Annotated in this window: 23 protein-coding genes; 11 read left to right on the forward strand and 12 right to left on the reverse strand. The window is 66.8% G+C overall.

All coding sequences use genetic code 11. The annotated features are described in order from the left end of the window. Positions 1-141 precede the first annotated feature (141 nt). Both MLE27_RS15600 and MLE27_RS15605 read left to right on the forward strand, forming a co-directional pair. A complete protein-coding gene (locus tag MLE27_RS15600; protein ID WP_243313148.1) occupies positions 142-387 on the forward strand; it encodes an AbrB/MazE/SpoVT family DNA-binding domain-containing protein in 246 nt (81 codons plus the stop codon). A gap of 29 nt (positions 388-416) precedes the next feature. Further along, a complete protein-coding gene (locus MLE27_RS15605) occupies positions 417-722 on the forward strand; it encodes a type II toxin-antitoxin system PemK/MazF family toxin (RefSeq protein ID WP_243313149.1) in 306 nt (101 codons plus the stop codon). A gap of 98 nt (positions 723-820) precedes the next feature. On the opposite strand, the gene MLE27_RS15610 is transcribed toward MLE27_RS15605, so the two are convergent. Next, positions 821-2,839, reverse strand: coding sequence for a S16 family serine protease (locus MLE27_RS15610; RefSeq protein ID WP_243313150.1), 2,019 nt, complete (start codon positions 2,837-2,839; stop codon positions 821-823). Between the two features lie 250 nt (positions 2,840-3,089). Between MLE27_RS15610 and MLE27_RS15615 the strand changes: the two genes are divergently transcribed. From MLE27_RS15615 to MLE27_RS15635, 5 genes are all read left to right on the forward strand, one after another. Further along, positions 3,090-3,251: a hypothetical protein gene (locus tag MLE27_RS15615; RefSeq protein WP_243313152.1), complete on the forward strand. Its 162-nt coding sequence runs from the start codon at positions 3,090-3,092 to the stop codon at positions 3,249-3,251. Positions 3,252-3,257: 6 nt separating this feature from the next. Then, a complete protein-coding gene (locus MLE27_RS15620) occupies positions 3,258-3,797 on the forward strand; it encodes a hypothetical protein (protein WP_243313154.1) in 540 nt (179 codons plus the stop codon). 55 nt (positions 3,798-3,852) lie between these two features. After that, positions 3,853-4,152, forward strand: coding sequence for a hypothetical protein (locus tag MLE27_RS15625; protein ID WP_243313156.1), 300 nt, complete (start codon positions 3,853-3,855; stop codon positions 4,150-4,152). A 28-nt stretch (positions 4,153-4,180) separates the two neighbouring features. Next, positions 4,181-5,242 carry a sulfite exporter TauE/SafE family protein gene (locus MLE27_RS15630; RefSeq protein WP_243313158.1) on the forward strand — a complete coding sequence of 354 codons (1,062 nt, stop codon included), beginning with the start codon at positions 4,181-4,183 and terminating at the stop codon, positions 5,240-5,242. Between the two features lie 150 nt (positions 5,243-5,392). Next, complete coding sequence (locus tag MLE27_RS15635; protein ID WP_243313160.1) at positions 5,393-6,244, forward strand: universal stress protein; 852 nt, start codon at positions 5,393-5,395, stop codon at positions 6,242-6,244. A gap of 306 nt (positions 6,245-6,550) precedes the next feature. Here MLE27_RS15635 and MLE27_RS15640 read toward each other — a convergent pair whose 3' ends face one another. The 11 genes from MLE27_RS15640 to MLE27_RS18220 all read right to left on the reverse strand — a co-directional run bounded on the left by MLE27_RS15640 (position 6,551) and on the right by MLE27_RS18220 (position 21,007). Next, the gene (locus MLE27_RS15640) at positions 6,551-8,008 is read right to left on the reverse strand and encodes an NAD-dependent succinate-semialdehyde dehydrogenase (RefSeq protein WP_279355866.1); all 1,458 of its coding nucleotides are present in this window, start codon (positions 8,006-8,008) and stop codon (positions 6,551-6,553) included. 125 nt (positions 8,009-8,133) lie between these two features. After that, positions 8,134-8,790, reverse strand: coding sequence for a CBS and ACT domain-containing protein (locus MLE27_RS15645; RefSeq protein WP_243313161.1), 657 nt, complete (start codon positions 8,788-8,790; stop codon positions 8,134-8,136). Between the two features lie 33 nt (positions 8,791-8,823). After that, on the reverse strand, positions 8,824-10,614 hold the full coding sequence (locus tag MLE27_RS15650) for an aldehyde ferredoxin oxidoreductase family protein (RefSeq protein WP_243313163.1): 1,791 nt from the start codon (positions 10,612-10,614) through the stop codon (positions 8,824-8,826). Between the two features lie 7 nt (positions 10,615-10,621). After that, positions 10,622-11,332, reverse strand: coding sequence for an ABC transporter ATP-binding protein (locus MLE27_RS15655; protein ID WP_243313165.1), 711 nt, complete (start codon positions 11,330-11,332; stop codon positions 10,622-10,624). Continuing rightward, complete coding sequence (locus tag MLE27_RS15660) at positions 11,319-12,044, reverse strand: ABC transporter ATP-binding protein (protein ID WP_243313166.1); 726 nt, start codon at positions 12,042-12,044, stop codon at positions 11,319-11,321. The genes MLE27_RS15655 and MLE27_RS15660 overlap by 14 nt, the downstream gene beginning before the upstream one ends. Further along, the gene (locus MLE27_RS15665; protein WP_243313169.1) at positions 12,041-13,045 is read right to left on the reverse strand and encodes a branched-chain amino acid ABC transporter permease; all 1,005 of its coding nucleotides are present in this window, start codon (positions 13,043-13,045) and stop codon (positions 12,041-12,043) included. Before MLE27_RS15665 ends, MLE27_RS15660 begins: the two co-directional genes overlap by 4 nt. Before the next feature lie 9 nt (positions 13,046-13,054). Next, positions 13,055-13,939 carry a branched-chain amino acid ABC transporter permease gene (locus MLE27_RS15670; protein WP_243313171.1) on the reverse strand — a complete coding sequence of 295 codons (885 nt, stop codon included), beginning with the start codon at positions 13,937-13,939 and terminating at the stop codon, positions 13,055-13,057. 91 nt (positions 13,940-14,030) lie between these two features. Further along, positions 14,031-15,275 (reverse strand): ABC transporter substrate-binding protein, encoded by a 1,245-nt coding sequence (locus MLE27_RS15675; RefSeq protein ID WP_243313173.1) that lies wholly within the window; start codon positions 15,273-15,275, stop codon positions 14,031-14,033. 65 nt (positions 15,276-15,340) lie between these two features. Next, positions 15,341-16,624 carry a 4-aminobutyrate--2-oxoglutarate transaminase gene (gene gabT, locus MLE27_RS15680; RefSeq protein ID WP_243313175.1) on the reverse strand — a complete coding sequence of 428 codons (1,284 nt, stop codon included), beginning with the start codon at positions 16,622-16,624 and terminating at the stop codon, positions 15,341-15,343. A 422-nt stretch (positions 16,625-17,046) separates the two neighbouring features. Continuing rightward, positions 17,047-18,801, reverse strand: a complete 1,755-nt coding sequence (locus MLE27_RS15685; protein WP_243313176.1) for a sigma 54-interacting transcriptional regulator — start codon at positions 18,799-18,801, stop codon at positions 17,047-17,049. Between the two features lie 52 nt (positions 18,802-18,853). Continuing rightward, complete coding sequence (locus tag MLE27_RS18220) at positions 18,854-21,007, reverse strand: glycosyltransferase family 39 protein (RefSeq protein WP_243313178.1); 2,154 nt, start codon at positions 21,005-21,007, stop codon at positions 18,854-18,856. 193 nt (positions 21,008-21,200) lie between these two features. On the opposite strand from MLE27_RS18220, the gene MLE27_RS15695 reads away from it, so the two are divergent. From MLE27_RS15695 to MLE27_RS15710, 4 genes are all read left to right on the forward strand, one after another. Then, positions 21,201-21,569, forward strand: a complete 369-nt coding sequence (locus tag MLE27_RS15695) for a molybdenum cofactor biosynthesis protein MoaE (protein ID WP_243313181.1) — start codon at positions 21,201-21,203, stop codon at positions 21,567-21,569. Between the two features lie 304 nt (positions 21,570-21,873). After that, positions 21,874-22,176 (forward strand): RNA recognition motif domain-containing protein, encoded by a 303-nt coding sequence (locus MLE27_RS15700; RefSeq protein ID WP_243313182.1) that lies wholly within the window; start codon positions 21,874-21,876, stop codon positions 22,174-22,176. Between the two features lie 555 nt (positions 22,177-22,731). After that, positions 22,732-24,342, forward strand: coding sequence for an HD domain-containing phosphohydrolase (locus tag MLE27_RS15705; RefSeq protein ID WP_243313184.1), 1,611 nt, complete (start codon positions 22,732-22,734; stop codon positions 24,340-24,342). Between the two features lie 94 nt (positions 24,343-24,436). Beyond that, entirely contained in the window at positions 24,437-25,078 is a 642-nt protein-coding gene (locus tag MLE27_RS15710) for a LysE family translocator (RefSeq protein ID WP_243313185.1), read from the forward strand. Positions 25,079-25,197: the final 119 nt, after the last annotated feature.

Here is a 25,197-nt window from a genome sequence, read left to right on the forward strand (position 1 = left end):
ATCCGCCTGCATTATACAAAATTATCATCCCTGCCGTTGCATCACCGCACAATGACCGGATGAGCGGCATCGGCGGCGGGATGCAAGCGATCCCGCTCGGGATTCTCACGTGAATCCATCGACAGGAGCCGGAGGTAACCCATGACCATGGAAGTCGTTCTGAAACGCTGGGGCAACAGCATCGGCCTGCGTATCCCCAAGGGAATCGCGGACGCGGCGGGGTTCAAGGCCGACGACGCCGTGAGCATCGACACGTCGGTTGACGGGCTGACCATCAAAAAGGCCCGGCGGAAATACGACCTTGCGGAGCTGCTCAGCAAGGTGACGCCTGAGAACAGGCACGACGCCCTCGATATGGGCGGCCAAAAGGGCAGAGAGCTGCTGTGAGCGGGAAAACGCCTGACAGGGGCGATTACGTGCACCTCGATTTCGACCCCCAGGCCGGCCACGAGCAGGCGGGGGCGCGATTCGGGCTTGTGATGTCCCCGCGCGCGTTCAACGAAGTCACCGGGTTCGCCTTCGTGGCTCCGCTCACGAGCCAGGTGAAAGGCTATCCCTTCGAAGTCGAAATCCCGTCCGGCGAATGCTGCTACGGCGTCGTTCTGGTCGATCAGACCAAAAGCCTGGATTGGCGCGCAAGGGGCCTGAAAGTGAAGGGCCGGGCATCGAACGCCCTTGTGGAAGAAGCCAGCGCGAAACTTGCCGCCATCCTGGGCTGGTAGGCGGGAGGGTTATCACACTCGACGCACGGGCCTCGCATCGATGGTTGCCGCCTGCCATCGCAACACTGGCCTGCGGGGGCCGCGCCCGTTCAGGGCCCCTACACCCCAGCCAACTCCAGCGCCTCCAGCGCGCCCTTAACGAACACCACCTCCACCCCTGACAGCTCCTCCGCGCTCATGGCCTCCACCTCGGGCCTGTTGCCCTCGGGCAGAATCACCCGCGCGGCCCCGGCGCGTGCGGCCGCCAGAATCTTCTCCCTGATCCCCCCTACGGGCAGCACCTGCCCGGTCAGCGTGATCTCCCCGGTCATGGCCACGTCGCGCCTGAGCGCCCGGCCCGTATAGAGCGAGGCCAGGGCCGTGGCCAGGGTCACGCCCGCCGAGCTGCCCTCCTTGGGGATGGACCCGGCGGGGATGTGCACGTGCAGATCCTCGCAGAGGAAGCACTCCCCGTCGATGCCCAGCTCCGCCGCCCTGGAGCGCACCAGGCTGTGCGCGGTCCGGGCCGACTCGCAGAGCACCTCGCCCAGCGACCCGGTCATGGTGAGGTTGCCCTGGCCCTTCATGCGGATGGCCTCCACGAAGATGATCTCCCCGCCGTGGTCGGCGTAGACCAGCCCCGTGGCCACGCCCACACGCGGCTCGCCCCCGGCGGCCTCGCGGGCGTATTTCCTCGGCCCGAGCAGTCCGGGGATGAGGTCCTTGCCGACAGTGACGGCCGCTGCGGCGGCGCCGTCCGGCCCTGCCTCCAGGCGCAGCTTGGCCAGCTTGCGGCAGGCCCGGCCCAGCTCGCGGTCCAGGTTGCGCACGCCCGCCTCGCGCGTGTAGCCGTCCACCACCGCGCCCACGGCGTCGGCGGTGAACTCCGGGAAGGGGTGGGTCAGGCCGTGCTCGCGCAACTGCTTGGGCAGCAGGTGGCGCAGGCCGATCTGCACCTTTTCGGCGGTGGTGTAGCCCTGGAAGGGCACCAGCTCCAGGCGGTCCAGCAGGGGGCCGGAGAGTTCGCGCACGTCGTTGACCGTGGCGATGAACAGCACCTGGGAGAGGTCGAAGGGCACCTCCAGGTAGTTGTCCACGAACTGGCTGTTCTGCTCGGGGTCGAGCATTTCGAGGAAGACGGCGGCCGGATCGCCCCGGAAGTCCTTGCCGATCTTGTCCAGCTCGTCGAGCATGAACACGGGGTTGCGCACGCCCAGGCGGTTGATGGACTGCAGCACCCGGCCCGGCAGCGCGCCCACGTAAGTGCGCCGGTGGCCGCGCAGTTCGGCCTCGTCGCGCAGGCCCGCCAGGGAGATGCGGTGGAACTTGCGCCCCAGGGCCTGGGCGATGGCCTGGCCCACGGAGGTCTTGCCCGTGCCCGGGGGGCCTGAGAAGCAGAGCACCGGGCTGCGGAACACGGTGGGGGCCGCCTTCTCCCGCGCGATGCGGGCCACGGTGGCGCGCAGCTCGTCCAGGTTCACGGGCTTGGCCAGGTAGTACACCGCGCCCTGGCGCATGGCCTGCACCGCGGTGTCCACGGTGGCGAAGCCGGTGACCATCATCACCTGCGTGTTGGGCGAAATCTTGCGGGCTTCCTCTAAGAGCTGCATGCCGTCCATGCGGTCCATCTTGAGGTCCGTGACGATCAGGTCGAACTCCCAGCGCCCGATCTCCTCCAGGGCCTCCAGCCCGTTGCCCGCGCCGCGCACGCGGTAGCCTTCCTTCTTGAGCACATACTCGAGGTTGGTGCGGGCGATGTCCTCGTCGTCCACCACCAGGATGTGGAAATCGCGCGAGGCCCGAAGCGCCCGCGAGGCCAGGTACTCAAGCACACGCTCCTTCACCTGCCCAAGGCCGTAGTGGCGTTCGGCCAGCACTTCCCCGGCGGCGGCCAGGTCCAGCTTGTCCTGCGTGAGGGCGTTCCAGGGCAGGCCCAGGAGGAAGTCCAGGTAGCCCAGGCCCACGGAGTATTCCGCCACGGAGGGGTCGGTCTTGGCCAGGCGGTCCAGCTCGCGCAGGGCGGCCTCGCTGGCGTGGGCGGGCAGGTCCGGGCTCTTGGCCCGCGCTCGCAACGCCTCCAGGTCGGAGGTGGGCGATTCGGGAGTTTTCCCCTCTGTGCGCTTCTGGAAGAAGATCATGTGCACCTCGCAGGTTTGCACCTGTCTACGTTCAATCCCGCCCCCGGCGCAACAGCGCCGTTGCAGCGTGTAACATTATGCAACGGCTGTTGTGATGCGCAACACGCCGTGCAGCCCCCTTGGGCCGAAAGGCGTTGCACGATGCAACGCAAAAATCTTCTGCCATTCAAAAAAGTCAAATAATTACAGCACGTATGCTGTTGGCACGCATCTTGGACTATGGGGGCAACGAAACGAGGAGGACACGATCATGGCCAGCATCAGGGAACGCATTGAAACCGTGTTTGCAGCCCTGGCCTTCGCGGAGCAGGACCTGGACCGCGAAGCCCTCGAGATCATGGCCGCGCAGCGTGGCCGCAAGGCTTCGGCCGCAACCAAGCGCCCCGACAACCGCCCGAGGGCGAGGGTCTAGCCAGTCATGGCGAGGCGCGTCAGCGACAAGCCCGAAGGGGCTGTCCGCATCCGGCGGCCCGGCCGCATCCGGGAGTTCCTGGAGCAGACCGGCCAGGCCGCCGGGTTGGCCGAATACGGCCTCTCCGGCCCTGACCTTGGCCTCACCCCCACCGGCGGGGAGAGCAAGAAGATCGTGGCCGTGTCCACCGAAGCGGAATTTTCTCCGGCGCTCATCCGTCAGGCCCTGGGTGTGGCCGGCAGGCTGGGCACGGAAGTGGTGGGACTGAGCGTCGGCAGGCCCGACGCGGACAAGAACGACGAGCAGGCGGCCAAGCGCCGTGGGCTCTTCGAGATGCGGGCCGAGAAGTCCGCTGGGGATTTCGCCCGCGAGGCGCGCCAGGCCGGGGTCGTTTTCCGGCACGTGCTGCGCTTCGGCAGGGCCTCTGATGTGGTGGAGCAGGAATGCGGCAGGCTTCGGCGGGTCGAATTCGTGCTCGCGGTGAAGGAGCAGCGTGGCAGGGACGGATTCCATGTGAGCATGCCCCTGTTCGAGGTGATCGGGTAGGGGTGGGGTTGGACCGCCCTTGTTTGTGAAAATTTTAGCAACAAGGAGACTCAGAATGCACGCCAACAAGAAGAAGCCCTACGGCAAGCTCGTGGCATACGGCATCGGCAGCTGCGCGTTGTACACCGCCGTGTACATGTTACAGGACGTGATCATGGCCAACTTCGCCCGCGGCGGCATCTATACCGCGCTGCCCATCGCCACCGTGTTCCTGTTCTCCTGGATCCATGGAACCTTCGCCGGCACCCTCTGGCAGGTGCTGGGCATCGACGCCGTGAAGAAGGCCCCGGCCCAGGCCACCGCCCAGGCCCCCGCCCGCAAGGACACCCGCCCCCGCGCGGCCGTCAACGCCTAACCAGCCCAGAACCGCAAGGAGAACGACAATGGATATGCTCAACGAAGCCACCAAATTCATCACGCTCGATCCCGCCGGGATCAGCTTCCTGTTCATCGTGGGCTTCATCGGCGGCCTGGTCAGCGGCTTCATCGGCTCCGGCGGTGCCTTCGTGCTCACCCCGGGCATGATGAGCCTGGGCGTGCCCGGCACCGTGGCCGTGGCCTCCAACATGTGCCACAAGTTCCCCAAGGCCCTGGTGGGCTCCATCAAGCGCTACCGCTACGGCCAGGTGGACATCAAGCTGGGCCTGTTCATGGCCGCCTTCGCGGGCATCGGCGTGCAGATCGGCATCAAGATCCAGAATTTCATCCTGAACGCCTGGGGCCAGGCCGGCTCCAACCTGTATGTCAGCGTCTCCTTCGTGCTGGTGCTGGTGGTGGTGGGCGGCATCGTGATGATCGACGCCCTCAAGTCCTCCAAGAACTCCTGCGGCGTCGAGCAGACCTGCTCCCTGGCGCTCAGGCTCCAGAAGATCGAGCTGTGGCCCATGGTCAGCTTCAAGCGCGCCAACCTGCGCATCTCCCTGTGGTTCCTGCTGCCCGTGGGCCTGGCCACCGGCCTGCTGGCCGCCACCATCGCCGTGGGCGGCTTCGTGGGCGTGCCCGGCATGATCTACATCCTGGGCGCCACCAGCCTGGTCGCCTCCGCCACGGAGCTGGTCATCGCCTTCGTCATGGGCCTGGCCGGCTCCATCAACTGGGCCATGCAGGGCATGGTGGACATCCGCCTCACGCTTATCATCCTGGCCGGGTCGCTCTTGGGCGTGCAGCTCGGCGCCATCGGCACCACCTACGTCAAGGAGCACATGATCAAGATCGTCATGGGCACCATCATGCTCATCGTGGCCGTGTCCCGCGCGCTGGCCATGCCCGAGTACCTGGGCAAGCTGGGCCTCATGGACGTGAGCGACGCCACCCTGGCCGTGCTCAGCAAGGTCAGCTTCGGGTTCATGGTCGTCTCCCTGGTGGTGGGCGCGGTCATCATCCTGGGCAGCATGCTCAAGGCCAAGAAGGCCATGTCGCCCACGAGCGTGGAACAGGAAGCATAACACTCCGCCAAGGCACCGGCGCGCGCAGCGCTTTGGATGAACAGTCAGGCCCCTGGTATGCGCAATGCTTCGGGCCTGACTTTTTCTTGCGCCCGGCCCGGGCGGATGATTTGTAGAAGAACACGAACCGTTAGCACCCGGAGGTCCATCATGCCCATCAAGCGCCTGCTCGTGAGTGTGGACGAATCCCAGCCCAGCATGCACGCCCTGAAGGCGGCCCTCGACCTGGCCGGAACGCATGGGGCCTCACTGACGGCGGTGGCCGTGGCCCCGCCCTACCAGGGCGACCTGAGGCTGGTGGGCGTGGGGGACATCTCCCGCGTGCTGCGCCAGCCCTGCGAGCAGGCCCTGGCCGCGGCATCGCGGGAGGCCTCCTTGCGGGGCCTCACCATCGCAACCGTCTGCGAGAGCGGCGAGCCGGGCGAGGTCATCGCGGATCTGGCCGACTCCATGCGCGCCGACCTGGTGGTCATGGGGCGGCGCAACACCTCCACCATGGGCCGTCTGCTGCTGGGCAGCGTCACCGCCCGGACCATCGGCTTCTCCCATACCGACGTGCTCATCGTGCCCGAGGGCGCCGCCGTGAACCTGCGCCGCCTGGTCCTGGCCACGGACGGCTCCCGCTACGCCCTGGCCGCCGCCGAGAAGGCCCTGGCCGTGGGCGCGGAGCTCAACTCCCTGGTGGAGGTGGTCTCCGTGATGGACGTGCCCAACGAGTACCTGGCCCTGGCCCCCCAGGCCGCGCAGGAGCTGGCCGTATCCACCAAGGGTTTTGTGGGCGAGGTGCTGGAGATGGCCAAGGCCAAAGGGGTCGCCGCCAAGGGCAAGGTGCTCGAGGGCAACGCGCCGGAGGAGATCCTCAAGTACGCCGAGGAGGGCGGCAGCGGGACCATCGTCATCGCTTCCCACGGGCGCACCGGGCTGCGCAGGCTGCTCATGGGCGGCGTGGTGGAGTGGATCGTGGCGCACTCCGGCCTGCCGGTCTGGATCACCAAGAGCTGATTTCTCACCCACCGGGGGCGGAGTCCTGACCCGACACCATGTTGGGAAGGGGCCTTGTATGTTTGCCACGTTTAGACGAGGTGAGCCATGGCGGGTCCAGCCGGGGCCTCCTCAGGGCCGAACTGGCTGATGTTCTTCAAATACAGCGGCCGGTTCGGCCCTGGGGAGGCCCCGGCGGGTGCCTGGACCAACGGGGGCGGCCTCCGGCGGGGCAAGGGAGTTCCTCCCTTTGGAATCCCTTATCATTCAAAAGGCCCCCGGCTTTCGCCGGGGGCCTTTTTCATAGTGTGGTGAGGCTTGGCGAGGCTAGGCGTCGATGCCGCCCATGAGGATGTACTTGGTGTCCATGTAGTCCATGAGCCCCTCGTGCCCGCCCTCGCGGCCCATGCCGCTCTCCTTGACGCCGCCGAAGGGGGCCTCGGCCATGGCCAGGGTCACCTCGTTCACGCCGACCATGCCGTACTCCAGGGCCTCGCTCACGCGCCAGATGCGCCCGATGTCCCGGGTGAAGATGTAGGAGGCCAGCCCGGCGTTGGTGTCGTTGGCCAGGGCGATGGCCTCTTTCTCAGAGCTGAAGCAGACCACGGGGGCCAGGGGGCCGAAGATCTCCTCCTTGAAAACGCGCATGGAGGGCGTGACGCCCGTGAGCAGGGTGGGCTCGTAGAACAGCCCGCCCAGGGCGTGGCGCTTGCCGCCCACGGCCACCCTCGCGCCGGAGGCCACGGCGTCGGCCACGAGCGACTCCATGAAGGCCACGGCCTTGGAGTCGATCAGCGGCCCGAGGGTGGTGGCGGGCTCCAGGCCGTTGCCGGGCTTGAGGCCGTCCACCTTGCTGCCCAGGCGGCGCACGAAGGCGTCGTAGATGCCGTTCTGCACCAGGATGCGGTTGGCGCAGATGCAGGTCTGGCCCGCGTTGCGGAACTTGGAGCTCAGGGCGGCCTCCACGGCCTTTTCGATGTCCGCGTCGTCGAAGACGATGAGCGGGGCGTTGCCGCCAAGCTCCAGGGAGAGGCGCTTCACGGTGCCCGCGCACTGGGCCATGAGCTTCTTGCCCACCTCGGTGGAGCCCGTGAAGGAGAGCTTGCGCACGCGCGGGTCGCCCGTGAGCTCGGCCCCGATGCGCGAGGAGTCGCCGGTGACGACGTTGAACACGCCCGCGGGGAACCCGGCCTCCTGGGCCAGGGCGGCCAGGGCCAGGGCGCAGTAGGGCGTCTGGGAGGCGGGCTTGATGACCACCGTGCAGCCCGCGGCCAGCGCGGGCGCGGCCTTGCGCGGGATCATGGCGAAGGGGAAGTTCCAGGGCGTGATGACGCCCACCACGCCCAGGCCCTGGTGGATGGTCAGGGGGCGCTTGCCCCGCGCCGGAGTGGGGATCACCTGCCCGCAGGCGCGGCGGGCCTCCTCGGCGTACCAGGGGAAGTAGGACGCCCCCTGCAGGATCTCGCCCCTGGATTCGGCCAGGGGCTTGCCCTGCTCCAGGGTGAGCAGGGCGGCCAGCTCGTCCAGGTTCTCCAGGATCAGGGCGTGGAGTTTGTGCAGGAAGGCCCCGCGCTCCAGCGCCGTCATGGATCGCCAGGCCGTCAGCGAGCGCGAGGCCCCGGCGATGGCCAGGGAGGCCTCCTTGGTGCCGCAGCGGGGCACGGTGCCCAGGGCTTCGCCCGTGGCGGGGTTAGTCACCTCGATCGTCTCGCCGTCCAGGGCGGGCATCCACTTGCCGTCGATGAAGCAGAGGTTGCGGAAAACTTTGAAACCGTCGGGCCGCATGGCTCACTCCTGTGGGGCGGTCCCCTGTTATTGGGGCCTTGCGGCCCCGGATTTTGGACGCACTCCAGGACACGGCTTTTTCAAGCCGTCCCGGAGGGCGCTGATTGTCGGCGCGAAGTTCTAGCTTAGTCTTTGACCCAGTAGAGCAGCTGATGCCTGGATTGGATGCGGTCCCTGATGCGGTACTCGTCGGCCTCGGTCATGGGCCGGAGGCGGATGTAGACCGTGCGCTTCTTCTCGTCGCTGGCGTTGAGGTGCGAGAGCATGCTCACGATCTTGGCGTCCATGCCGCGCAGGTCGTCGATGAGTTGCTTGAGGTTGCCCTGCTCCACGGGCAGCACGGCGGCCAGCTGCACGCCGCCCCGGTCCACGCCGCTTATCATGGTGAAGAGCCGGAAGATGTCGGTATCGGTGATGACGCCAACCACGCGGTCGTCGTCGTCAACCACGGGCAGGCCGCCCACCTTGTTGTCGCGCATGATGGCCGCCGCCCGCTCCACCGTGCCCCCGGGGCGGATGCGCAGGGGCTTGGGCGTCATGATGTCGCGCACCTTGATCTGGGAGAGCAGCTGCGTCATCTCGTAGATGTCGAGCGAGGTGGCCTTGGAGGGCGATGCGGCCTTGATGTCGCGCTCGGTGACGATGCCGGTCAGCCTGCCCTCGCCGTCCACCACGGGCAGGCGGCGCACGCCGCGCTGCTGCATGATCCTGCCCGCCTTGTGCATCGACACGTCCTCGGTAACGGTGGTGACGTCCTTGAGCATCCATTCGCCCACAAGCATAAGCCGCTCCTTTGGTGGCGTTACGGGTTCGGGTCAGCTGGCCGCCGCGCCCGGAACCGGCTCCTTGAGGCAGCCGTTGTCCGTCCAGCCGCGCAGCCGGTAGTAGTCCGCCAGCATGTAGTCCATCTCGTCCTTCGTCAGCTTCCGGCCGTCGGGCAGGGCCTCGCGGTGCAGCCTGGCGGGCAGGCGGTCGTGCTCCGGGGTCAGACCCTCGCGCAGGTTGAAGGCCCGCGCCATGTCGGACACTGCGGCCGCGCGGCGGCGCAGGGCGGGCTTGGAGGCGTCCAGCCCGGTGACCAGGTGCACGGCCTTTTCCAGCTCCTCCCAGGTGTAGAGGTCGCGGAAGAAGCGGCAGAGGATCAGGGTGTCGAAGATGGTCAGCCTGTCCTCGTAGTCGATGAGCATCTCGGCCTTGTTCTCCACGGCGTCCGCCGGGATGAAGCCGGCCAGCTCGGGCTTGTAGAAGGTGGTGCGCAGGTGGCAGGCGCCCCGGTCCGAGGTGGCGTAGGCCAGGCCCATGCCCTTGAGCACGCGCGGATCGTACCCGGGGGGCTCCATGCCCTTGACGTGGATGGCCAGGTCCTCCAGGCCCCACTCTCGCGCGGCGTGCACGATGCCCTTGGCCAGCACGGCCCCGGCGCCACGGCGCGCGGCGATGTCCTCGATGAGGCGGGCGCAGGCGTCGGCGTCGCCGTAGCGCACGTCCATGTCCAGGCGGCCCCGCTCCACGGCCTCCATCACCAGGGCGCAGAGGTTGCCCGCGGTGATGGTGTCCATGCCCAGGCGGTCGCAGAGGTCGTTCAGGTAGACCACCTCGGTCATGTCCGTAATCATGCACAGGCCGCCGAAGGCGTAGATGGTCTCGTATTCGGGGCCTTCCAGGGTCAGCCCGGCGTGGCGGCCGGTCTTGAGGGTGGCCATGCGCCCGCAGGCCATGAAGCACTTCAGGCAGGCGTGGGGCTCCACCTGATGCTCCTTGTGGAAGCGCTCGCCCGAGAGGTTGGGCCAGTGCTCGCAGCTGCCCTGCGACCAGTACTTGGCCGGGAAGGCTCCGGCGGTGTTCATCAGGGCCACCATCATGGTGGTGCCCTGGGCCTTGTAGGCCTTCACGCCGGGCGACTGCACCCCGGCCTTGGCGAAGGCCGCCGCGTAGGAGCGCAGGCCCATGGGGTCCGCCGGGACGCGCTTGGCGTCGCCCTGGAACACGATGGCCTTGATCTTCTTCGAGCCCATGACCGCGCCAACGCCCGCCCTGCCGGCGCAGCGCCAGTGGTCGTTGGCGATCATGGCGAAGCTGACCAGGTTCTCGCCCGCCGGGCCGATGACCACCGCGCCGGGCCTGCCGTAGCCCGGCTTGTCGATGGAGAAACGGGCCAGGGCCTCGTCTTCTGACTTGTAGGAGTCCATGCCCCAGAGCTCCGAGGCGTCGTGGAACTCGCAACCCCCGGGGTGGATGGTCAGGGCCAGGGGCGCGTCCGCCGCGCCCTCGATGACCACGGCGTCGAACCCTGCCGAGTCCACAGCCTCGGGCGTCCTGCCGCCGGAGTAGGACTCGGCGTAGAAGCCCGTCTGGGGCGACTTGGTGAACACCCCGTAGCGGCTGCCGCCCCAGGCCGCGCCGCCGCAGAAGGGCCCGGCCGCGAAGATCAGCCTGTTCTCCGGCCCGAGGGGATCGGCCCCGGCGGGGTTGCGGGTGAGCAGGAGCCAGGTGGCCAGCCCCTTGCCCCCAAGGTAGGCCTCGTACACCTCGTCGGGGACGCTCTCGACGCTGAAACTGCGCGAGGTTGCGTCCACCACCAGGATCTTGCCGTGGAAACCGTGCATCGTCCCTCTACATGCCCAGATAGGCGGATTTGATGTGCTTGTTGTCGATCAGTTCGGCGGCCGGGCCTTCCAGGGCCACGCGGCCGTGCTCCAGCACGTAGCCCCGGTCCGAGAGGCTGAGCGAGTGGTGCACGTCCTGCTCCACCAGGAGCACCGTGGTGCCGGTATCCGCGATCTTGCGCAGGGTCTCGAAGATGGACTTGACCAGGATGGGCGCCAGGCCGAGCGACGGCTCGTCCAGCATGAGCAGGCCGGGCAGGGCCATGAGCCCGCGCCCGATGGCCACCATCTGCTGCTCGCCGCCGGAGAGGGTCATGGCCATCTGGTCGCGCCGCTCCAGGAGCCTGGGCAGCAGCTCGTAGACCTGGCGCAGGGTCTTGTCCTTCACCTTGAAGGCGCGCTTGATGTAGGCCCCGATCTCCAGGTTGTCGGCCACGCTCATGAGGGAGAACAGCCTGCGTCCCTCGGGCACGTGCACAAGGCCGCGCTCCACGATGGTCTCCGGGGGCTGGTTCTCGATGCGGTCGCCCTTGAAGGTGATGCTGCCCGAGCGCACGGGCATAAGCCCCGAGATGGTCTTGAGCAGGGTGGACTTGCCAGCGCCGTTGCCGCCGATGATGGACACCACCTCGCCCTCGTTCACGGTGAGGGAGAGCCCGTTTATCACCTGGACGTCGCCGTAGAAGACGTCGATGTTCTCCACGCTAAGCAGCGCCATATTCACTCCCCAGGTAGGCCTTGATCACGTTCTCGTCCTTGGTGACGTCCTCGGGCTTGCCCTCGGCGATCTTCTCGCCGAACTGGATCACCACCACCCGGTCGGAAAGGGCCATGACCGCGCGCATGATGTGCTCGATCACGAACACGGTGACGCCCCGGTCGCGCAGGCCCTTGATGATGGCGATCATGTCGTCCACCTCGGTGGGGCGCAGACCGGCCATGACCTCGTCCAGCAGCAGGAGCTCGGGGTCGGTGGCCAGGGCCTTGGCGATCTCCAGGCGCTTGCGGTCGGCGATGGTCAGGTTGCTGGCCAGCTGGTCCTTGCGGTGGTCGAGCTGGAGGGTTTCGAGCACCTCCATGGCCTTGTCGCGGGCCTTGGAGGTGGAGCCCGTGTGCAGGAACGCGCCCACCATGACGTTGTAGAGCACCGTCTTGGAGCCGAAGGGCTTCACGATCTGGAAGGTGCGGGCCAGGCCCAGGGAGCACAGGTCCCACGGCTTCTTCCCGGCGATGGACTCGCCCTTGAAGCGGATGTCGCCCACCGAGGGGGGGAACACCCCGGCCACGCAGTTGAACAGGGTGGACTTGCCCGCGCCGTTGGGGCCGATGAGGCCCAGGATCTCGCCCTTGGCGATGTGCAGGTCCAGGTCGTGGATGGCGGTGAGGCCGCCGAAGTGCTTGGTCAGGTCCTTGATTTCCAGGATGTTCATTTCGCGCCTCCCTCACCGGTGATCCGCGCGGCGAATTTGTCGTAGAGCCTGGCCAGGGGGGGCGTGAGGCCCTTGGGCTGGAAGAGCATCACCAGGATCAGGATCGTGCCGAAGATGACCAGGTGCAGGCCCGGCAGCTGGGAGCCCAGGTAGATGCGGGTGAACTCGTTCAGGGGCCGCAGGGCCAGAGCGCCGATGACCGGCCCGGCGATGGTGCCGCGCCCGCCGATGAGGGCGATGAAGGCGATCTCGAAGGAGAGGTCGAGCCCCAAGAGGCCCTTGGGGTAGAAGTAGAGCATCAGCTGGGCGTAGAAGGTGCCCGCCAGGGCCGTGAGGAAGCAGCTCATGGCCATGGAGATCAGCTTGTAGCGCGCCACGTTGATGCCCAGGGCCTGGGCGGCTTCCGGCTCTTCGCCGCCGGCGGCCAGGTAGTAGCCCATGCGCGAGCGGGAGATGAACCAGGTCAGGGCCACCACCAGGAGGAGCATGGTCAGGATGATGTAGTAGTAGGGCTCCTTGTGCATGAACTGGTAGTTCCAGAAGGAGTCCCCCTTGAGCGGGATCAGCAGGCCGCGCGGGCCGTTGATCTTGATGGGCCCGATGGAGTCGATGTTCTCGATCATCACCCGGATGCCCTCGGCGAAGGCGATGGTGCACAGCGCGAAGTAGGCCCCGCGCATGCGGAAGGTCGGCTTGCCGATGAGCACGCCCACGAAGGCCGCGATCACGCCGCCCGCCAGCATGCCGATCCAGGGCGAGACGCCGTACTGGTTGGAGAGAATGGTGGAGGTGTAGGCCCCGATGCCCACGAACACGGAGTGCCCCAGCGGCAGCACGCCCGCGAACCCGCCCACCAGGTTCCAGGCCGTGGTCAGGTAGGCGTAGAAGAAGAGCAGAATGAGGATCTGCAGGTACGTCGGGCTCGTGATGACCAGGGGCAGTGCGAAGCACACGGCCACGGCCAGGACGAGCAGCGTCATGTCGAGTTGTTTCCGGCTCACGTGCGCCTCCTACCAGTCCTGTTTTTTCCCGAAGAAGCCGGAAGGTTTGACGAAGAGGATCACCAGGAACACGGCGTAGATGATCGCCTCTGTCCAGGTGGAGGGCATGAACTGCGAGAACACCGACTCGATGAGCCCGATGATCACGCCGCCCAGCATGGCCCCGTGGATGCTGCCCAGGCCGCCCAGGACCACGATGATGAAGGCCCTGATGTCGAAGACCACGCCCACCGAGGGGTAGACGTAGTAGAAGGGCATGATGACGCAGCCCGCGATGCCCGCGATGGCCGTGCCGATGCCGAAGGCCAGGTTGTAGATGCGGTACTGGTCGATGCCCATGAGGTTGGCGGCCTCGCGGTCCAGGCTGGTGGCCTGCAGGGCCTTGCCCGTGCGCGTCTTGACCATGAACAGCCAGAGGCCCACGGCCGTGGCCACGGAGACCACGAAGCCCGAAAGTTTGGGTATGGAGACGATGAAGTCGCCCATGGAGAAGGATGTGCCGGTGATGGAGGTCTTCACGGTGCGGTACTCCGCGCCGAAGAGCATCAGGGCCAGGTTGTCCAGCACGTACCATACGCCCGTGGTGACGATGATGACCGTGAGCGGTTCGCGCACCTGCTGCTCGGCCCTGAACACGGGCTTGATGAGCAGGTTCTGCATGTAATAGCCGAAAAAGAAGAGCAGCGGCGGAACCACCAGCAGGGAGAGATAGGGGTGGATGCCCGTGAGCTTGATCAGCCAGTAGGCGGCGAACATGCCCACCATCAGAAGCGACCCGTGGGCGAAGTTGACCACCTTCATCACCCCGAAGATCAGGGTGAGCCCCAGGGCCGTCAGGCCGTACATGGCCCCCATCATGATGCCGTTTATCACCGCCTGTATCACCGCGGTCATGCGTCGTCTCCGGTGTTTGTGCGCCTCCCCGGGCCCGTGCGGCGGACGGGCCCGGGCCCGGGGAGGGCTGTGGCAGAAGCGGGTCGGTGTTTTACTTGTTGGCCGGGAAAACCGGAGTGTACCCGGCGCGGCGGGCGTTCTTGGGCCAAACGGTCACGCGGTCGAGCTGGCCGTTCACGTCGGCGACCTGCACGATGACGATGCCCGCGTTCTTGTTCTGGCCGGATTCGTCGAACTCGATGCTGTCGTAGGAGCAGATCATGGCCGGGCCGGTGGAGAGCTTGGTGGCGGCCAGGGCGGCGCGGACCTTCTCCGGGTCGGTGGAGGCGGCGCGCTCCAGGGCGTCGGCGATCACGTACATGGCGACGTAGGCGTCAACGGACTCGCCGGTGAGGTCGTAGCCGTACTTGGCCTTGAAGGCGGCGTTGGTTTCCTTGGCACCGGGCTTGTTCACGTCGGTGTTCCATTCGACCTCGTCGAACAGGTACAGGGCGTTCTTGCCGGCGTTCTCGAGGAACTTGGGGTCGGCGTGGCCGCCGCCGCTGGCCACGGTGACCTTGGGCTTCACCTTCATTTCGGCCATGGTGTTGGTGATGAGGATGGCGTCGGCCGCGTTGGACACGAGCATCACGATGTCGGGGTTGGCGGCCTTGAGCTTGGTGACCACGGGGGTCAGGTCGGAGGCGGTGGAGGGGTAGGGCTCGTCGAGCACCAGTTCGTAGCCGTCCTTCTTGGCCAGGGCGCGCCACTTCTCGGCGAAGCCGGTGCCCCAGTCGCCGTTCTCGAAGACCAGGGCCATGGTCTTGAGCTTCACGCCGGTCTCGTCCTGCATGTCCTTGAGGAAGCGGAACTGGTCGCGCACCCACCAGGAGTCCTTGGCGGCGATGCGGAAAACGTACTTGAAGCCGCGCTCGGTGATGGTGTCGCGCACGGCGACGGGCACCACGAAGGGGACGCCGTAGCGCTCGGCCACCTGGGTGGCGGGGTAGGTGACGGCGGAGTTCCAGCAGCCGGTCATGAGCTGCACCTTCTCGGTGTTGATCAGGCGCTCGGTCTCGGTGACGCCGACGGTCGGGTCGGACTTGGAGTCGGCGTAGACCAGCTCCAGCTTGGCGCCGCCCAGGCTCTTGATGCCGCCGTTCTTGTTGATCTCCTCCACGGCCATCTCGCGGGCCTGCTTGCCCTGGACGCCGACGGAGGCCGAGGGGCCGGAGAGGGGCTCCACGTTGCCGATCTTGATGGTTTTCTGTGCGAACGCCGGGCCGGAAAGGCCGGCGGTCAGCAGGCCGATGGCGGCCAGTCCGAGAAGCCGTTTGCCGATGGAGGCGTAGCTCATGCCTTACTCCCTGAGTTGACGGTTGTCGCGCTGCGGGGGGTCCCCGGTCCTCGTTGCGTTGATTGCTACAGCGTGCCCCTGGAAAGCTCGCTGAAACCTTCTTCAAGAATCGCCAGGCCGCGTTCGAGCTGCTCGTCGGTGATGACCAGCGGCATGAGCGTGCGGATGACGTTGCCGTGCGTGCCGCAGGAGAGGAGCAGCAGGCCCCTGTCCACGCAGTATTTCACCAGGGCCTTGGCCTGGGTGGTGGCCGGGGCCTTGGTCTCGCGGTCGGTCACCAGTTCGAGGGCGCGCATGGGGCCGAGGCCGCGCTCCTCGCCGATGATCTCGTACTTCTCCATCCAGGAGGCGAAACGGGCCTGGAGCTTGGCGCCCAGGGCGCGGCCGCGCTCCAGGAGCTTGTCCTCCTCGAAGGCCTCGATGACGGCCAGGGCCGAGGCGCAGGAGAGGGGGTTGCCGCCGTAGGTGCCGCCGGTGCCGCCCACCTGGGGCGCGTCCACGATCTCCCTGCGACCCACCACGCCGGAGATGGGCATGCCGCCGCCCAGGCTCTTGGCCACGCTGGTCAGGTCGGGGGCCACGCCGTGGTGGTTCATGGCGAAGTATTCGCCGGTGCGGCCGAAGCCGGTCTGCACTTCGTCGGCCACGAAGACGATGCCGTTCTCGCGGCAGATGGCGGCCAGCTTCTGGAAGTAGAGGCTGGGGGGGGTGACGAAGCCGCCCTCGCCCAGCACCGGCTCCACCACCAGGGCGGCCACGCTCTCGGCGGCGGCGTTCCCGATGAAGAAATCCTTGAGCATGTCGGCGCAGGCCGCGTTGCAGGTCTTGCGGTCCAGTCCGATGGGGCAGCGGTAGCAGTAGGCGTAAGGCATGCGGTACACTTCGGGGGCGAAGGGGCCGAAGCCGAACTTGTAGGGCTTGACCTTGCTGGTCATGGTCATGGTCAGCAGGGTGCGGCCGTGGAAGCCGCCCTCGAACACGATGACGCCCTGGCGCTTGGTGTGGCTGCGGGCGATCTTGACGGTGTTCTCCACGGCTTCCGCGCCGGAGTTGGCGAACAGGGCCATCTTCTCGAAGTCGCCCGGGGCCAGCTCGCAGAGCTTCTTGGCCAGCTTGATATAGGGCTCGTACATGACGATGTGGAAGCAGGTGTGGATGAACTTCTCAGCCTGCTCCTTGATGGCGGCCACGACTTTGGGGTGGCAGTGCCCCACGTTGACCACGCCGATGCCCCCGGCGAAGTCGATCAGCTCACGGCCTTCAAGGTCGGTGATCACGGCTCCGTTGGCGGAGGCGGCGATGTAGCGGCTCGCGTTGAACGGCCCCTTGGGCACGTAACGGTCGCGCATTTCGAGAAGTTCTTGGACGGACGAAGTTGAGTGTCCCACGGGCATCCCTCATGGCAGGAGGTTATAGGAATGGGCCAGTGCCGCACCTTTTACGAAAAGGTAAAAAAGTTCAGCAAGAAGCAGGCCAGCGCAGGATGCCGTGGTAAGTCCAGCTATTTCAGCGTATTGAGTAAATGGCCTGCCCGTCTTGCGCGTGCTTTTGATTCATTATCGGATCAAATTTTTCACGAATGTATGTAATTTCAGTGCGTTAAATCTGATTCAAAACAGATTCAAAACAATTTTCACAAAATTCGGAAAAATCAACAAAGCAGGAAGCGAGAGGCAAAAACCAGGTCTGAGGCGGTGATGCGTTGAGCAGGAAAAACGAACCGTTGTCTGGCCTGCGGGGCCAAATCCAGGAAAAATGAAGCCTGTTTCGTTTATGAAACCGCGTCCTGATTCACTTGTGAATCAGAAAGCCTGATGCCGTACTTGGCGAGCTTGCGCACCACCGTGGACTGGCTCACGCCCAGGCAGGCGGCCATCTCGCGCGTGGTCCTGCAGCGGGCCGCGGCGTGCCTGAGCGCCAGCACGCTGGCCTGGTCCGTGCTCTCCACCAGGCCGCGCGTGGACCCCAGAGCCGGCGCCACGCCGAGGGCCTCCTCGATGGCTTCGGTGATATCATCACCTTCGCTCATCACGAAAGCCTTCTGGATGATGCCCACCAGTTCGCGCACGTTGCCGGGGAAGTCGTGGGCCTCCAGCAGGCGAATGGCCCTTGGCGAGAGCCGCTTGCTCTTGTTGTAGCGCGTGTTGCAGCCGGCCAGGTAGTGCTCGGCCAGGCCGAAGATGTCCTCGCGGCGGTCGCGCAGGGGGGCGATGCGCACGATGAAGGTGTTCAGGCGGAAGAAGAGGTCCTTGCGGAAGCGTTTCTGCTCCACCAGGCGTTCCAGGTCGCAGTTGGTGGCGGCCACCACGCCGCAGACCACCTTCTTGGAGAGCGACCCGCCCAGGCGGCGCAGTTCGTAGTCGTCCAGGTACTTGAGCAGCTTGGCCTGCACCGAGAGCGGGATGTCGCCCACCTCGTCCAGGAAGAGGGTGCCGTCCTTGGCCAGCTCGATGAGCCCGGCCTTGCCCTCCTTGAGGGCGCCGGTGAACGCGCCCTTTTCGTAGCCGAAGAGCTCGGCCTCGAACAGGTTCTCGGGCACGGCGGGGCAGTTGATGGGCACGAAGGGCTTCTTGGCCCGGGGGCTGTGCTGGTGCAGGAACTTGGCCAGGAGCCCCTTGCCCGTGCCGGATTCGCCCAGGATCAAAATGCGCGAGGCGTCCATGTTGGCCAGCTTGAGCAGGGCGTGCAGGCAGTGGCGCATGGCCGGGCTGTCCGCCACGATCTCCTTCTGCCGAAGCTCCAGCATGGAGAGCTCGGCCAGCTCGTTGCGGTATTTCTCCTCCACCTTGCGGGCGTTCTGCAGGCCCTCGCGCAGGGCGTTGAGCTCGGTGACGTCGCGCTCGTTGACCACGACCATGGAGATCTCGCCGTCGTCGCCGAACACCGGCGAACCCGTGACCAGGAGCTGCTTGCCGGTCTTGGTGATGCGCTGGATGATGCTGGACTGGCGCTTGTAGCGCAGCACGTCCAGGGTGACGGAGTGGTCCACCAGGCCTTCGTCCAGGATGCAGCGGATGCTGCGGCCCACGTAGTCCGAGGCGCGCACGGAGTTGAGGCGCTGGGATTCGCGGTTGATGTCCAGGATGGTGCCCTGGCCGTCGCAGATCCAGATGCCTTCGGAGACCGACTCCAGCACCGCGCGCAGCGGAATTTCCGGCACGGGCAGGCCGCAGGGGCCGGGCTCGCCCATGAGCGCCATGGCCCCGGCCACCCCGCCCTTGCGCCGGATGGGCGAGACCTCCACCTGGAGCATGCGGCCGTCCACGTTGACCAGGGCCGGGGGCACGGCTTCGCCCTCCAGGCAGGTGCGCAGCCGGACCGTCAGCTCCTGCAGGGGGTCGGGCAGGTGCTGGCCCCGGTCGCGCGCGGCGTCAAGCTCCAGGAGGCTCGCGGCGTAGGCGTTGAAGGAGACGATGCGGCAGGCTGCGTCCACGGTGAGCACCCCGCGCGCCAAGGAGTGCAGCACGTCGTCTGGCGTGTAGGGCGCGGTGGCCGGATGCCTGGTCTGCATGGCGTGGTGGGGCATGCCCTCAAATGCCCCGAAACGGCCCGGGGCGCAATGCCCGCGCGCGACAGGATCAGGGCTTCGCGACCAGCAGGGTATGCTCCGCGCAGGTTTCGATGGGCTTGTAGTTTTCGCGGACGGTGCGCGTGATGACGGACTCCATGTCGTTGCGCAGGAGCACCAGGTGGAAGCGCCTGGCGGCGATGTCCTTGAGCAGCCCCGAGCAGGGCCAGCACCACTGGCCGGACTTCTCGTAGCAGAGCATCTCCATGGAATCGAAGGTGTACAGCTCGGACTTGCCGCCGGCCAGCAGGAAGTAGGATTCCGAGTCGCACAGCGTGGGCCCGGTGATGGCGGAGGTGATGTTGCCGAGCCTGCGCCGGAAGGTGAGGAACTCCTCGGCCTGGGGCGCGTCCGGCAGAGCGGCGAAGGCGGGCAGCCCGGACCAGGTGAGCCCCTGCGCGCCCCGGCCCCCGGCCAGGGCCAGGCACATCACCGCGCAGCACAGCCAGACCTGGCGCCGCCGGCCGTCGAACAGCCGCGCGCAGGCGGCCACCGTGCCCGCCGTGACCAGCAGGATCAGGCCCAAAGAGTAGTTGGTGTCCGCGCCCCAGCTGCGCATCAGGCTCACGTAGAAGGGCAGGTAGACCAGCAAAAGGGTGAGCGACAGCGCGCCCGCGCCCCGCAACAGCCCGGCCAGGGACAGCAGCAGGAAGGCGAAGGTCAGGGTGAAGTTGCCGAAGAAGTAGGTCGACAGGCGGTCCAGCAGCCAGCGCGTGCGGTTGAAGTCCGGCTGGGAGCTCAGGCCCACCGGATATTCGAGGATGTTGAACAGGAAATTGCCATCGGTCAGGGCGTTGAGCGCCAGGGCTGCGCCCAGCGCCAAGACGCCGAAGGGCAGGGCGAAGCGCTTGAACACGTCCTCGCGGTGTTCGCCGTAGAGACCGTAGCAGAGCATGCCCAGCACGATGGGCAGGGTCTGCTGCTTGGTGAAGATCGCCCCCGCGCACAGGCCCGCCGCCGCGTACAGGTGGTTCCGGCGGCCCCCCAGCCCGGAGAGGAATGCCAGAAGCCCCAGGGCCAGCAGGCCCCATGCCGTGGCGTCCGGGCGGCCCAGGGCGGCCCACTGGGCAAGGGTGGGGTCGCACGCCAGCATGAGCATGGCGATGCCTGCGAGCGCCCTGTTCCCGGTGGCGCGAAGAACCAGCCAGCCCAGGCTGCCGATCAGCACCGCGCAAAAGAGAATGGATACGGCGCGCGAGGCGTAGAGCGTCTCGCCCAGAAGCAGGGTGGCGCCCTTGACCAGGGCCGAATACACCGGCGGGTAGATGGTGATGAGGTAGTTGTAGGCGTCGGCGGAGGTGTACATGGCCCGCAGGTCCGGGAAGAGCGCGCCCTTGTAGAGCTCCCGGCCCTCCACGGGGTTGCCCTCCATGGGCAGGGCCAGGGTGTGGGCCATGCCCGCCAGGCTCTTGTTGGCCACGATCACCACCAGCAGCAGGAACAGACCCAGGCCAGCGATGTGGGCCGCGCGCAGCAGCTTGTCCGGCATCGACTGCTGGCCTCTGCCGGATGCGGCCGCGTCGAAAAGCAGCAGACAGAGGAAGAACAGCCCCAGGCCGGTGTAGGGGTTGGCCAGCGCACCGGCCACGGCGGCCGGGTCCGCGAGGCCGTCCAGGCGCTCGGCCAGAATGTCCAGCGCGCGCCGCACATAGCCCGCCTTGGCGAAGGGGAACACGTCGTTCACGTTGGCGGCATCTATGGAGAAGGCGGAGAAGCGGACCACGCCCGCCGGGGCCGGGTCCTGCCGGCCGCCGGGGCCGGTGGCGGCGAGGCGCACGCGGTTGAGGCCGCGCTTGCCGCAGAAGGAGAGCGTCTCCTGCGCGGGGCTCGACCCGGCCTGGCGGTCGAAGAACCATTGGTCGTTTACGGCAATGGAGTACCCGTCGGCCTGCTGGAGTCCATCCAGGGCGCAGACTATCTGGAGCTGCTTGTCGCGGTCGAGCTTGAAGACGATTTCCGATTCACCGGAAAAGGAAAGGCCGGAAGTCCCTGTGCCAGCCCGGCCGGACGCGGAAACGCCCGTGCACTGGGCGGCCGCGCAGATGTCCCCGCCGCCCAGGGCGTCGGCCGCGCCGCTGCGGAAAAGGATCGCCACAACCATGAGCGCGCACAACGCCAGCGCCGCGGCGGCCCGGAACCCCCATTTCAAATAGATGCTGTCCACACGGCCACCTTGTGACGGTCTGCCCGGCCGGTCCCGGCGCGGGCGGCGCGAAGATACGGAAAGGCCCCCCCGCGCGCAAGGGAGCGCGCGGCCCTTAGGGCGGATTTCGCGCTTCCAGCGCCTTGCGCGGCAGGGCGTTGTGTTTTAAACGTTGTGAATATCGACGTGCCGCCAGGCGGCATGGGAGGTCGGATTGGATATTTCCAAGGCCATTGCCGAATTGAAGGGGATGCCGGGCTTCACCGAGAAGGTGGGCATGGTGCTGGTGCACAACGGCGTGGTCCGGGCCACCTCGCGCAACGAGGGCAAGGCCGTGGAGCGCCTGGAGGTGCACCCCGACCAGGAGAAGATCCAGGCCATCTGCCGTGAGATCGAGGCCCGGCAGGGCATCTTCGCGGTGCGCGCCGTGGCCAAGGACGGCATTTTCCACCCCGGGGAGGACCTGCTGTTCATCATCGTCGCCGGGGACATCCGGGAGAACGTGCTCTCCGCCCTGACCGACGCCCTGAACCGCATCAAGGCCGAAGCGGTGAGCAAGTGCGAACACTGCGAGGTGGCCTGAGGCCCCCCGGCCCGGCCGCAAGGCGGAGAAATCCCCGCCGCGCGGCCTGGGACGCCAGATTTGTGTTTACACGGCCTGCATTCGGCCTGTAAGCGGAATGTTCGGGTGGCGACACCCGCGAGTCAGTACCTGGACCGCAGGCAGAGGCCTGCGGCATGGATAACAGCTACCGGCTGAGTAATTGCGGAACCTGCCTGCGGGGCCGCAACGTTCAACGCGCATGGTTTCTTTGGATCTTGGGCTATGAAGGACGCGCAGCTCCAAGCGACGAGACACAGCATGCCAAAACAGGAGCTTTAAGCGTATGTCTAAGAAACTTTATGTCGGCAACCTGTCCTTTTCCTCCACTGAAGACGACGTTCGCAACGCCTTCTCCGCTTTCGGTGAAGTCTACAACGTCAGCCTGATCACCGACCGCGAGACCGGCCGCCTGCGTGGCTTCGGCTTCGTCGAGATGGACGAGGAAGGCGCCAAGGCCGCCATCCAGGGCATGGACGGCAAGGAGCTCGGCGGCCGCACCCTGAAGGTCAACGAAGCCCAGGAGAAGCCCCGCAGCGGTGGCGGCGGCGGCTACAACCGTGGCGGCGGTGGCGGCGGCCGCTGGTAGTATCCGCTTTCCGCCGGCGTGAACGCCTGGCCGCATCGCCCTGAGAGGGGCGCGGCGGGGCGAAGCTGGCTGGCATTGCACGTAAGGCCGGGGGAAACCCCGGCCTTTTTTGTTTGCGGTTCGGGAGGCGGAGCGCGGCAGGAGGGGCAGAAAAGTCCTGAGCAGAAACTATGCTGTATTGATCCGTGATTGAACGGTTTCGTCTCGCGCGGCTTCCAGTTGCGAGAAGTTTTAGCTTCGTGTTTCACTACCATGCCCGGAAGACACAGGCGGGAAGCCGTCTGGTGGGCGTCCCGGTCTTGACGGCTTTCACAGGTGTGTCATAATGACATTCCAGGAACACAGTCGACCGCATCCACGCAACGGGCAGGGCAACGGGCCGCCGATATCGCTGGAGCCGGTGCTAGGTTTCAGTTTTGGGCATCCTGATTGGTCCGGGGCATCTGTGGCTGGCCGTAGCAAAAAATTCCATTCGTTCAGGAAGGATCTGCTCATCCTGCTCGCCTGCGTCACGGGCGTGCTGGTGGCGGGCGTGGTGCCGGCAACGGCTGCCTGTTGGACGCCGTCATCACCGAATTCCGCGAGAGCCAGATCCGCTCCATGCTGGGCAACGTCCGCCGGACGCTGCTCATTCAGGACAGGGCCTACCTCCTCTACGAGACCATGCTGGACGAGCGCATGCGCGTCGCCATGCGCCGCTTCCAGGAGGCCTATTCCCGCAGCGGCGGGGACCTGGGCGCTCTGGACCTCTCCTCCCTGCGCCTCCCGCAGGACCAGGACATCGACTTCTTCGTCATCGACGGCGACAACGTCGTGGTGCGGACCACCTTCGATAAGGACCAGGGGCTCAACATCGCCGAACCCGGCACCGAAATCGCCGCCTACCTGGAGAAGGTGCGCCGCTCCGGCGAATACGCCACCTACCGGGCCACGGTGAGCCGCTACGACGGCATCAAGAAGTTCGCCTACCAGGTGGCCGAGGGCGGAAGGCACCTCCTGGAGGTGGGCGTTTCGCTCTCCAGGCACTCCGCAAGCCTCGCAGGGGTCAGGCTGGAGACCGTTCCCGGCGACATACGCCAGGACAACGACATGCTGCTCTCATTGCATGTGTTCAACTCCTCCGGGGTCTCCTTCACCAGCGACGAGAACGGCAAGCATTTCCTGCTCCAGGGCGAGCGCCGCGAGGCCATGAACCACGCCATGGCCGCCGGGCAGGCGGAGCTCAAGGCCGGAGACGGGGTGCACTACCGCTACTTCCAGCTCGCGCCCACGGAAAGCGGGCAGCTGGGCAAGGTGGTGGAGATCGCCCTGGACACGGCCAAGCTGCGTGGCCTGCGCAACGGCCACCTGCTCATTCTGCTGGGCGTGGGCCTCGTCAGCGTGGCCGGAGGCCTCGCTGCCAGCCTCTGGCTGGCCAGGCGGTTCAGCCGTCCGATATTGCAGTTGTCCGAAGGGGTGCACCGCATCGCGGAAGGGCATCTGGACGAACCCGTGGTGGTGGACAGCACCAACGAGATAGGGCTGCTCGCCAGCGACGTGGAGGCCATGCGCGTGCGCATCGCGGGGCTCGTCTCCCGACTGGAGGCCACCAACCAGGAGCTGCTCGGCAACTACGACCTGCTCATCCGGGCCTTCCTCAAGGCCCTGGAGCATCGCGAGAGCGGCACGGCCGCCCACTCCCTGCGGGTGAACCGCATCGCCATGGCCATCGGCGAGGCCATGGACCTGGACGAGCGCCGGATGAACCTGCTGGACTGGGGCTCCCTGCTGCACGACATCGGCAAGCTGACCCTCAGCAACGCGCTCCTACTCAAGCCGGGCTCCCTGACCCCCGAGGAATACGACTGCGTCAAGCGCCACCCCGTCCTGGGCCACGAGGTGCTGCGCGAGCTGCGCTACCTCGGCGGCGCGCTGGAGGTCACCCTGCACCACCACGAGCGCTACGACGGCAAGGGCTACCCCCACGGCCTCTCCGGGGAGGACATCCCCCTGCTGGCCCGTATCTGCGCCGTGGCCGACGCCTTCGAGGCCATGACCAGCGACCGCCCCTACCGCAGCGGCATGGACCGCGCCCGTGCCTGCGAGGAGATCAAGGCCGCTGCCGGGACGCAGTTCGACCCCGCCGTGGTGGAGGCCTTCCTGCTCCTGCCCTGGCGGACGCTCTAACCGCCTTGGGGCTTGCGGGCCGCCTCCCCGGCTGCTACCCGGGTCCGGAAAAGGGGCCGCGCGGCAGCGCCCGGCCCGTCAAAGGCGCATCAATATGGACATCACCACCTTTCTGACCTTCGTCGGCCTGGTCTTCGTCCTGGTCATCACGCCCGGGCCGGACATGCTCTACATCGTCACCACCTCCATGGCTTCCGGGTCGCGCAGCGGGCTGGCCTGCGTGCTGGGCGTGGCCGTGGGGGCCTACGTGCACGCCGTGTGCGTGGCCTTCGGGCTCTCCGCCGTGCTGGCCGCCTCCCAGACGGCCTACGATGTGGTGCGCTGGGGCGGCGCGGCCTATCTGGTGTGGATCGGGCTCAAGACCATGTTCGGGCCTTCCGTGCTGGAGTTGCGGGGCGGCGGCGCGCAACGCACTTTTGCTCAAAGTTTCAGGCGCGGCGTGCTGACCAACGTGATGAACCCCAAGGCCTTCCTGTTCTGCGTCACCTTCTATCCGCAGTTCGCGAGCCCGGCGGCCGGGCCGGTGTGGTCCCAGGTGCTTATCATGGGGGTTGTCACGTCGCTGATGCTGCTGGCGGTGATGACGCCCATCTCGTTCTCCAGCGGGCGCTTCGGCCGCTTCCTGGCCCGCAACGCCCTGATGCGGGTGCACCTGCCCAAGGCGCTGGGCGCGGTGTTCGTTGGGCTGGGGCTGCACCTGCTGTTCAGGACGGACGGAGCGGGGGCGGCGCGGTAGCGGCGAAAGGCTTCGCGTTAGCGGCGCGAGGGCGTAAGAATTTGGGTTGTAGGCTCCCTGCCTGGCCTCCGGCGGGCGGGGCAAGCCGATATTCTTCAAATATATCGGTTTGCCCCGCC

The sequence above is a fragment of the Fundidesulfovibrio agrisoli genome (assembly GCF_022808715.1).
GTDB lineage: Bacteria > Desulfobacterota > Desulfovibrionia > Desulfovibrionales > Desulfovibrionaceae > Fundidesulfovibrio > Fundidesulfovibrio agrisoli.

Bases quoted from the DNA above. Each gene is read 5' to 3' on its own strand.
- MLE27_RS15600 (WP_243313148.1), top strand. From the start codon at position 142: ATGACCATGGAAGTCGTTCTGAAACGCTGGGGCAACAGCATCGGCCTG.
- MLE27_RS15610 (WP_243313150.1), bottom strand. From the start codon at position 2,839: ATGATCTTCTTCCAGAAGCGCACAGAGGGGAAAACTCCCGAATCGCCC.
- MLE27_RS15615 (WP_243313152.1), top strand. From the start codon at position 3,090: ATGGCCAGCATCAGGGAACGCATTGAAACCGTGTTTGCAGCCCTGGCC.
- MLE27_RS15620 (WP_243313154.1), top strand. From the start codon at position 3,258: ATGGCGAGGCGCGTCAGCGACAAGCCCGAAGGGGCTGTCCGCATCCGG.
- MLE27_RS15625 (WP_243313156.1), top strand. From the start codon at position 3,853: ATGCACGCCAACAAGAAGAAGCCCTACGGCAAGCTCGTGGCATACGGC.
- MLE27_RS15630 (WP_243313158.1), top strand. From the start codon at position 4,181: ATGGATATGCTCAACGAAGCCACCAAATTCATCACGCTCGATCCCGCC.
- MLE27_RS15635 (WP_243313160.1), top strand. From the start codon at position 5,393: ATGCCCATCAAGCGCCTGCTCGTGAGTGTGGACGAATCCCAGCCCAGC.
- MLE27_RS15640 (WP_279355866.1), bottom strand. From the start codon at position 8,008: ATGCGGCCCGACGGTTTCAAAGTTTTCCGCAACCTCTGCTTCATCGAC.
- MLE27_RS15645 (WP_243313161.1), bottom strand. From the start codon at position 8,790: ATGCTTGTGGGCGAATGGATGCTCAAGGACGTCACCACCGTTACCGAG.
- MLE27_RS15650 (WP_243313163.1), bottom strand. From the start codon at position 10,614: ATGCACGGTTTCCACGGCAAGATCCTGGTGGTGGACGCAACCTCGCGC.
- MLE27_RS15655 (WP_243313165.1), bottom strand. From the start codon at position 11,332: ATGGCGCTGCTTAGCGTGGAGAACATCGACGTCTTCTACGGCGACGTC.
- MLE27_RS15660 (WP_243313166.1), bottom strand. From the start codon at position 12,044: ATGAACATCCTGGAAATCAAGGACCTGACCAAGCACTTCGGCGGCCTC.
- MLE27_RS15670 (WP_243313171.1), bottom strand. From the start codon at position 13,939: ATGACCGCGGTGATACAGGCGGTGATAAACGGCATCATGATGGGGGCC.
- MLE27_RS15675 (WP_243313173.1), bottom strand. From the start codon at position 15,275: ATGAGCTACGCCTCCATCGGCAAACGGCTTCTCGGACTGGCCGCCATC.
- gabT (WP_243313175.1), bottom strand. From the start codon at position 16,624: ATGCGCGACCGTTACGTGCCCAAGGGGCCGTTCAACGCGAGCCGCTAC.
- MLE27_RS15685 (WP_243313176.1), bottom strand. From the start codon at position 18,801: ATGCCCCACCACGCCATGCAGACCAGGCATCCGGCCACCGCGCCCTAC.
- MLE27_RS15700 (WP_243313182.1), top strand. From the start codon at position 21,874: ATGTCTAAGAAACTTTATGTCGGCAACCTGTCCTTTTCCTCCACTGAA.
- MLE27_RS15710 (WP_243313185.1), top strand. From the start codon at position 24,437: ATGGACATCACCACCTTTCTGACCTTCGTCGGCCTGGTCTTCGTCCTG.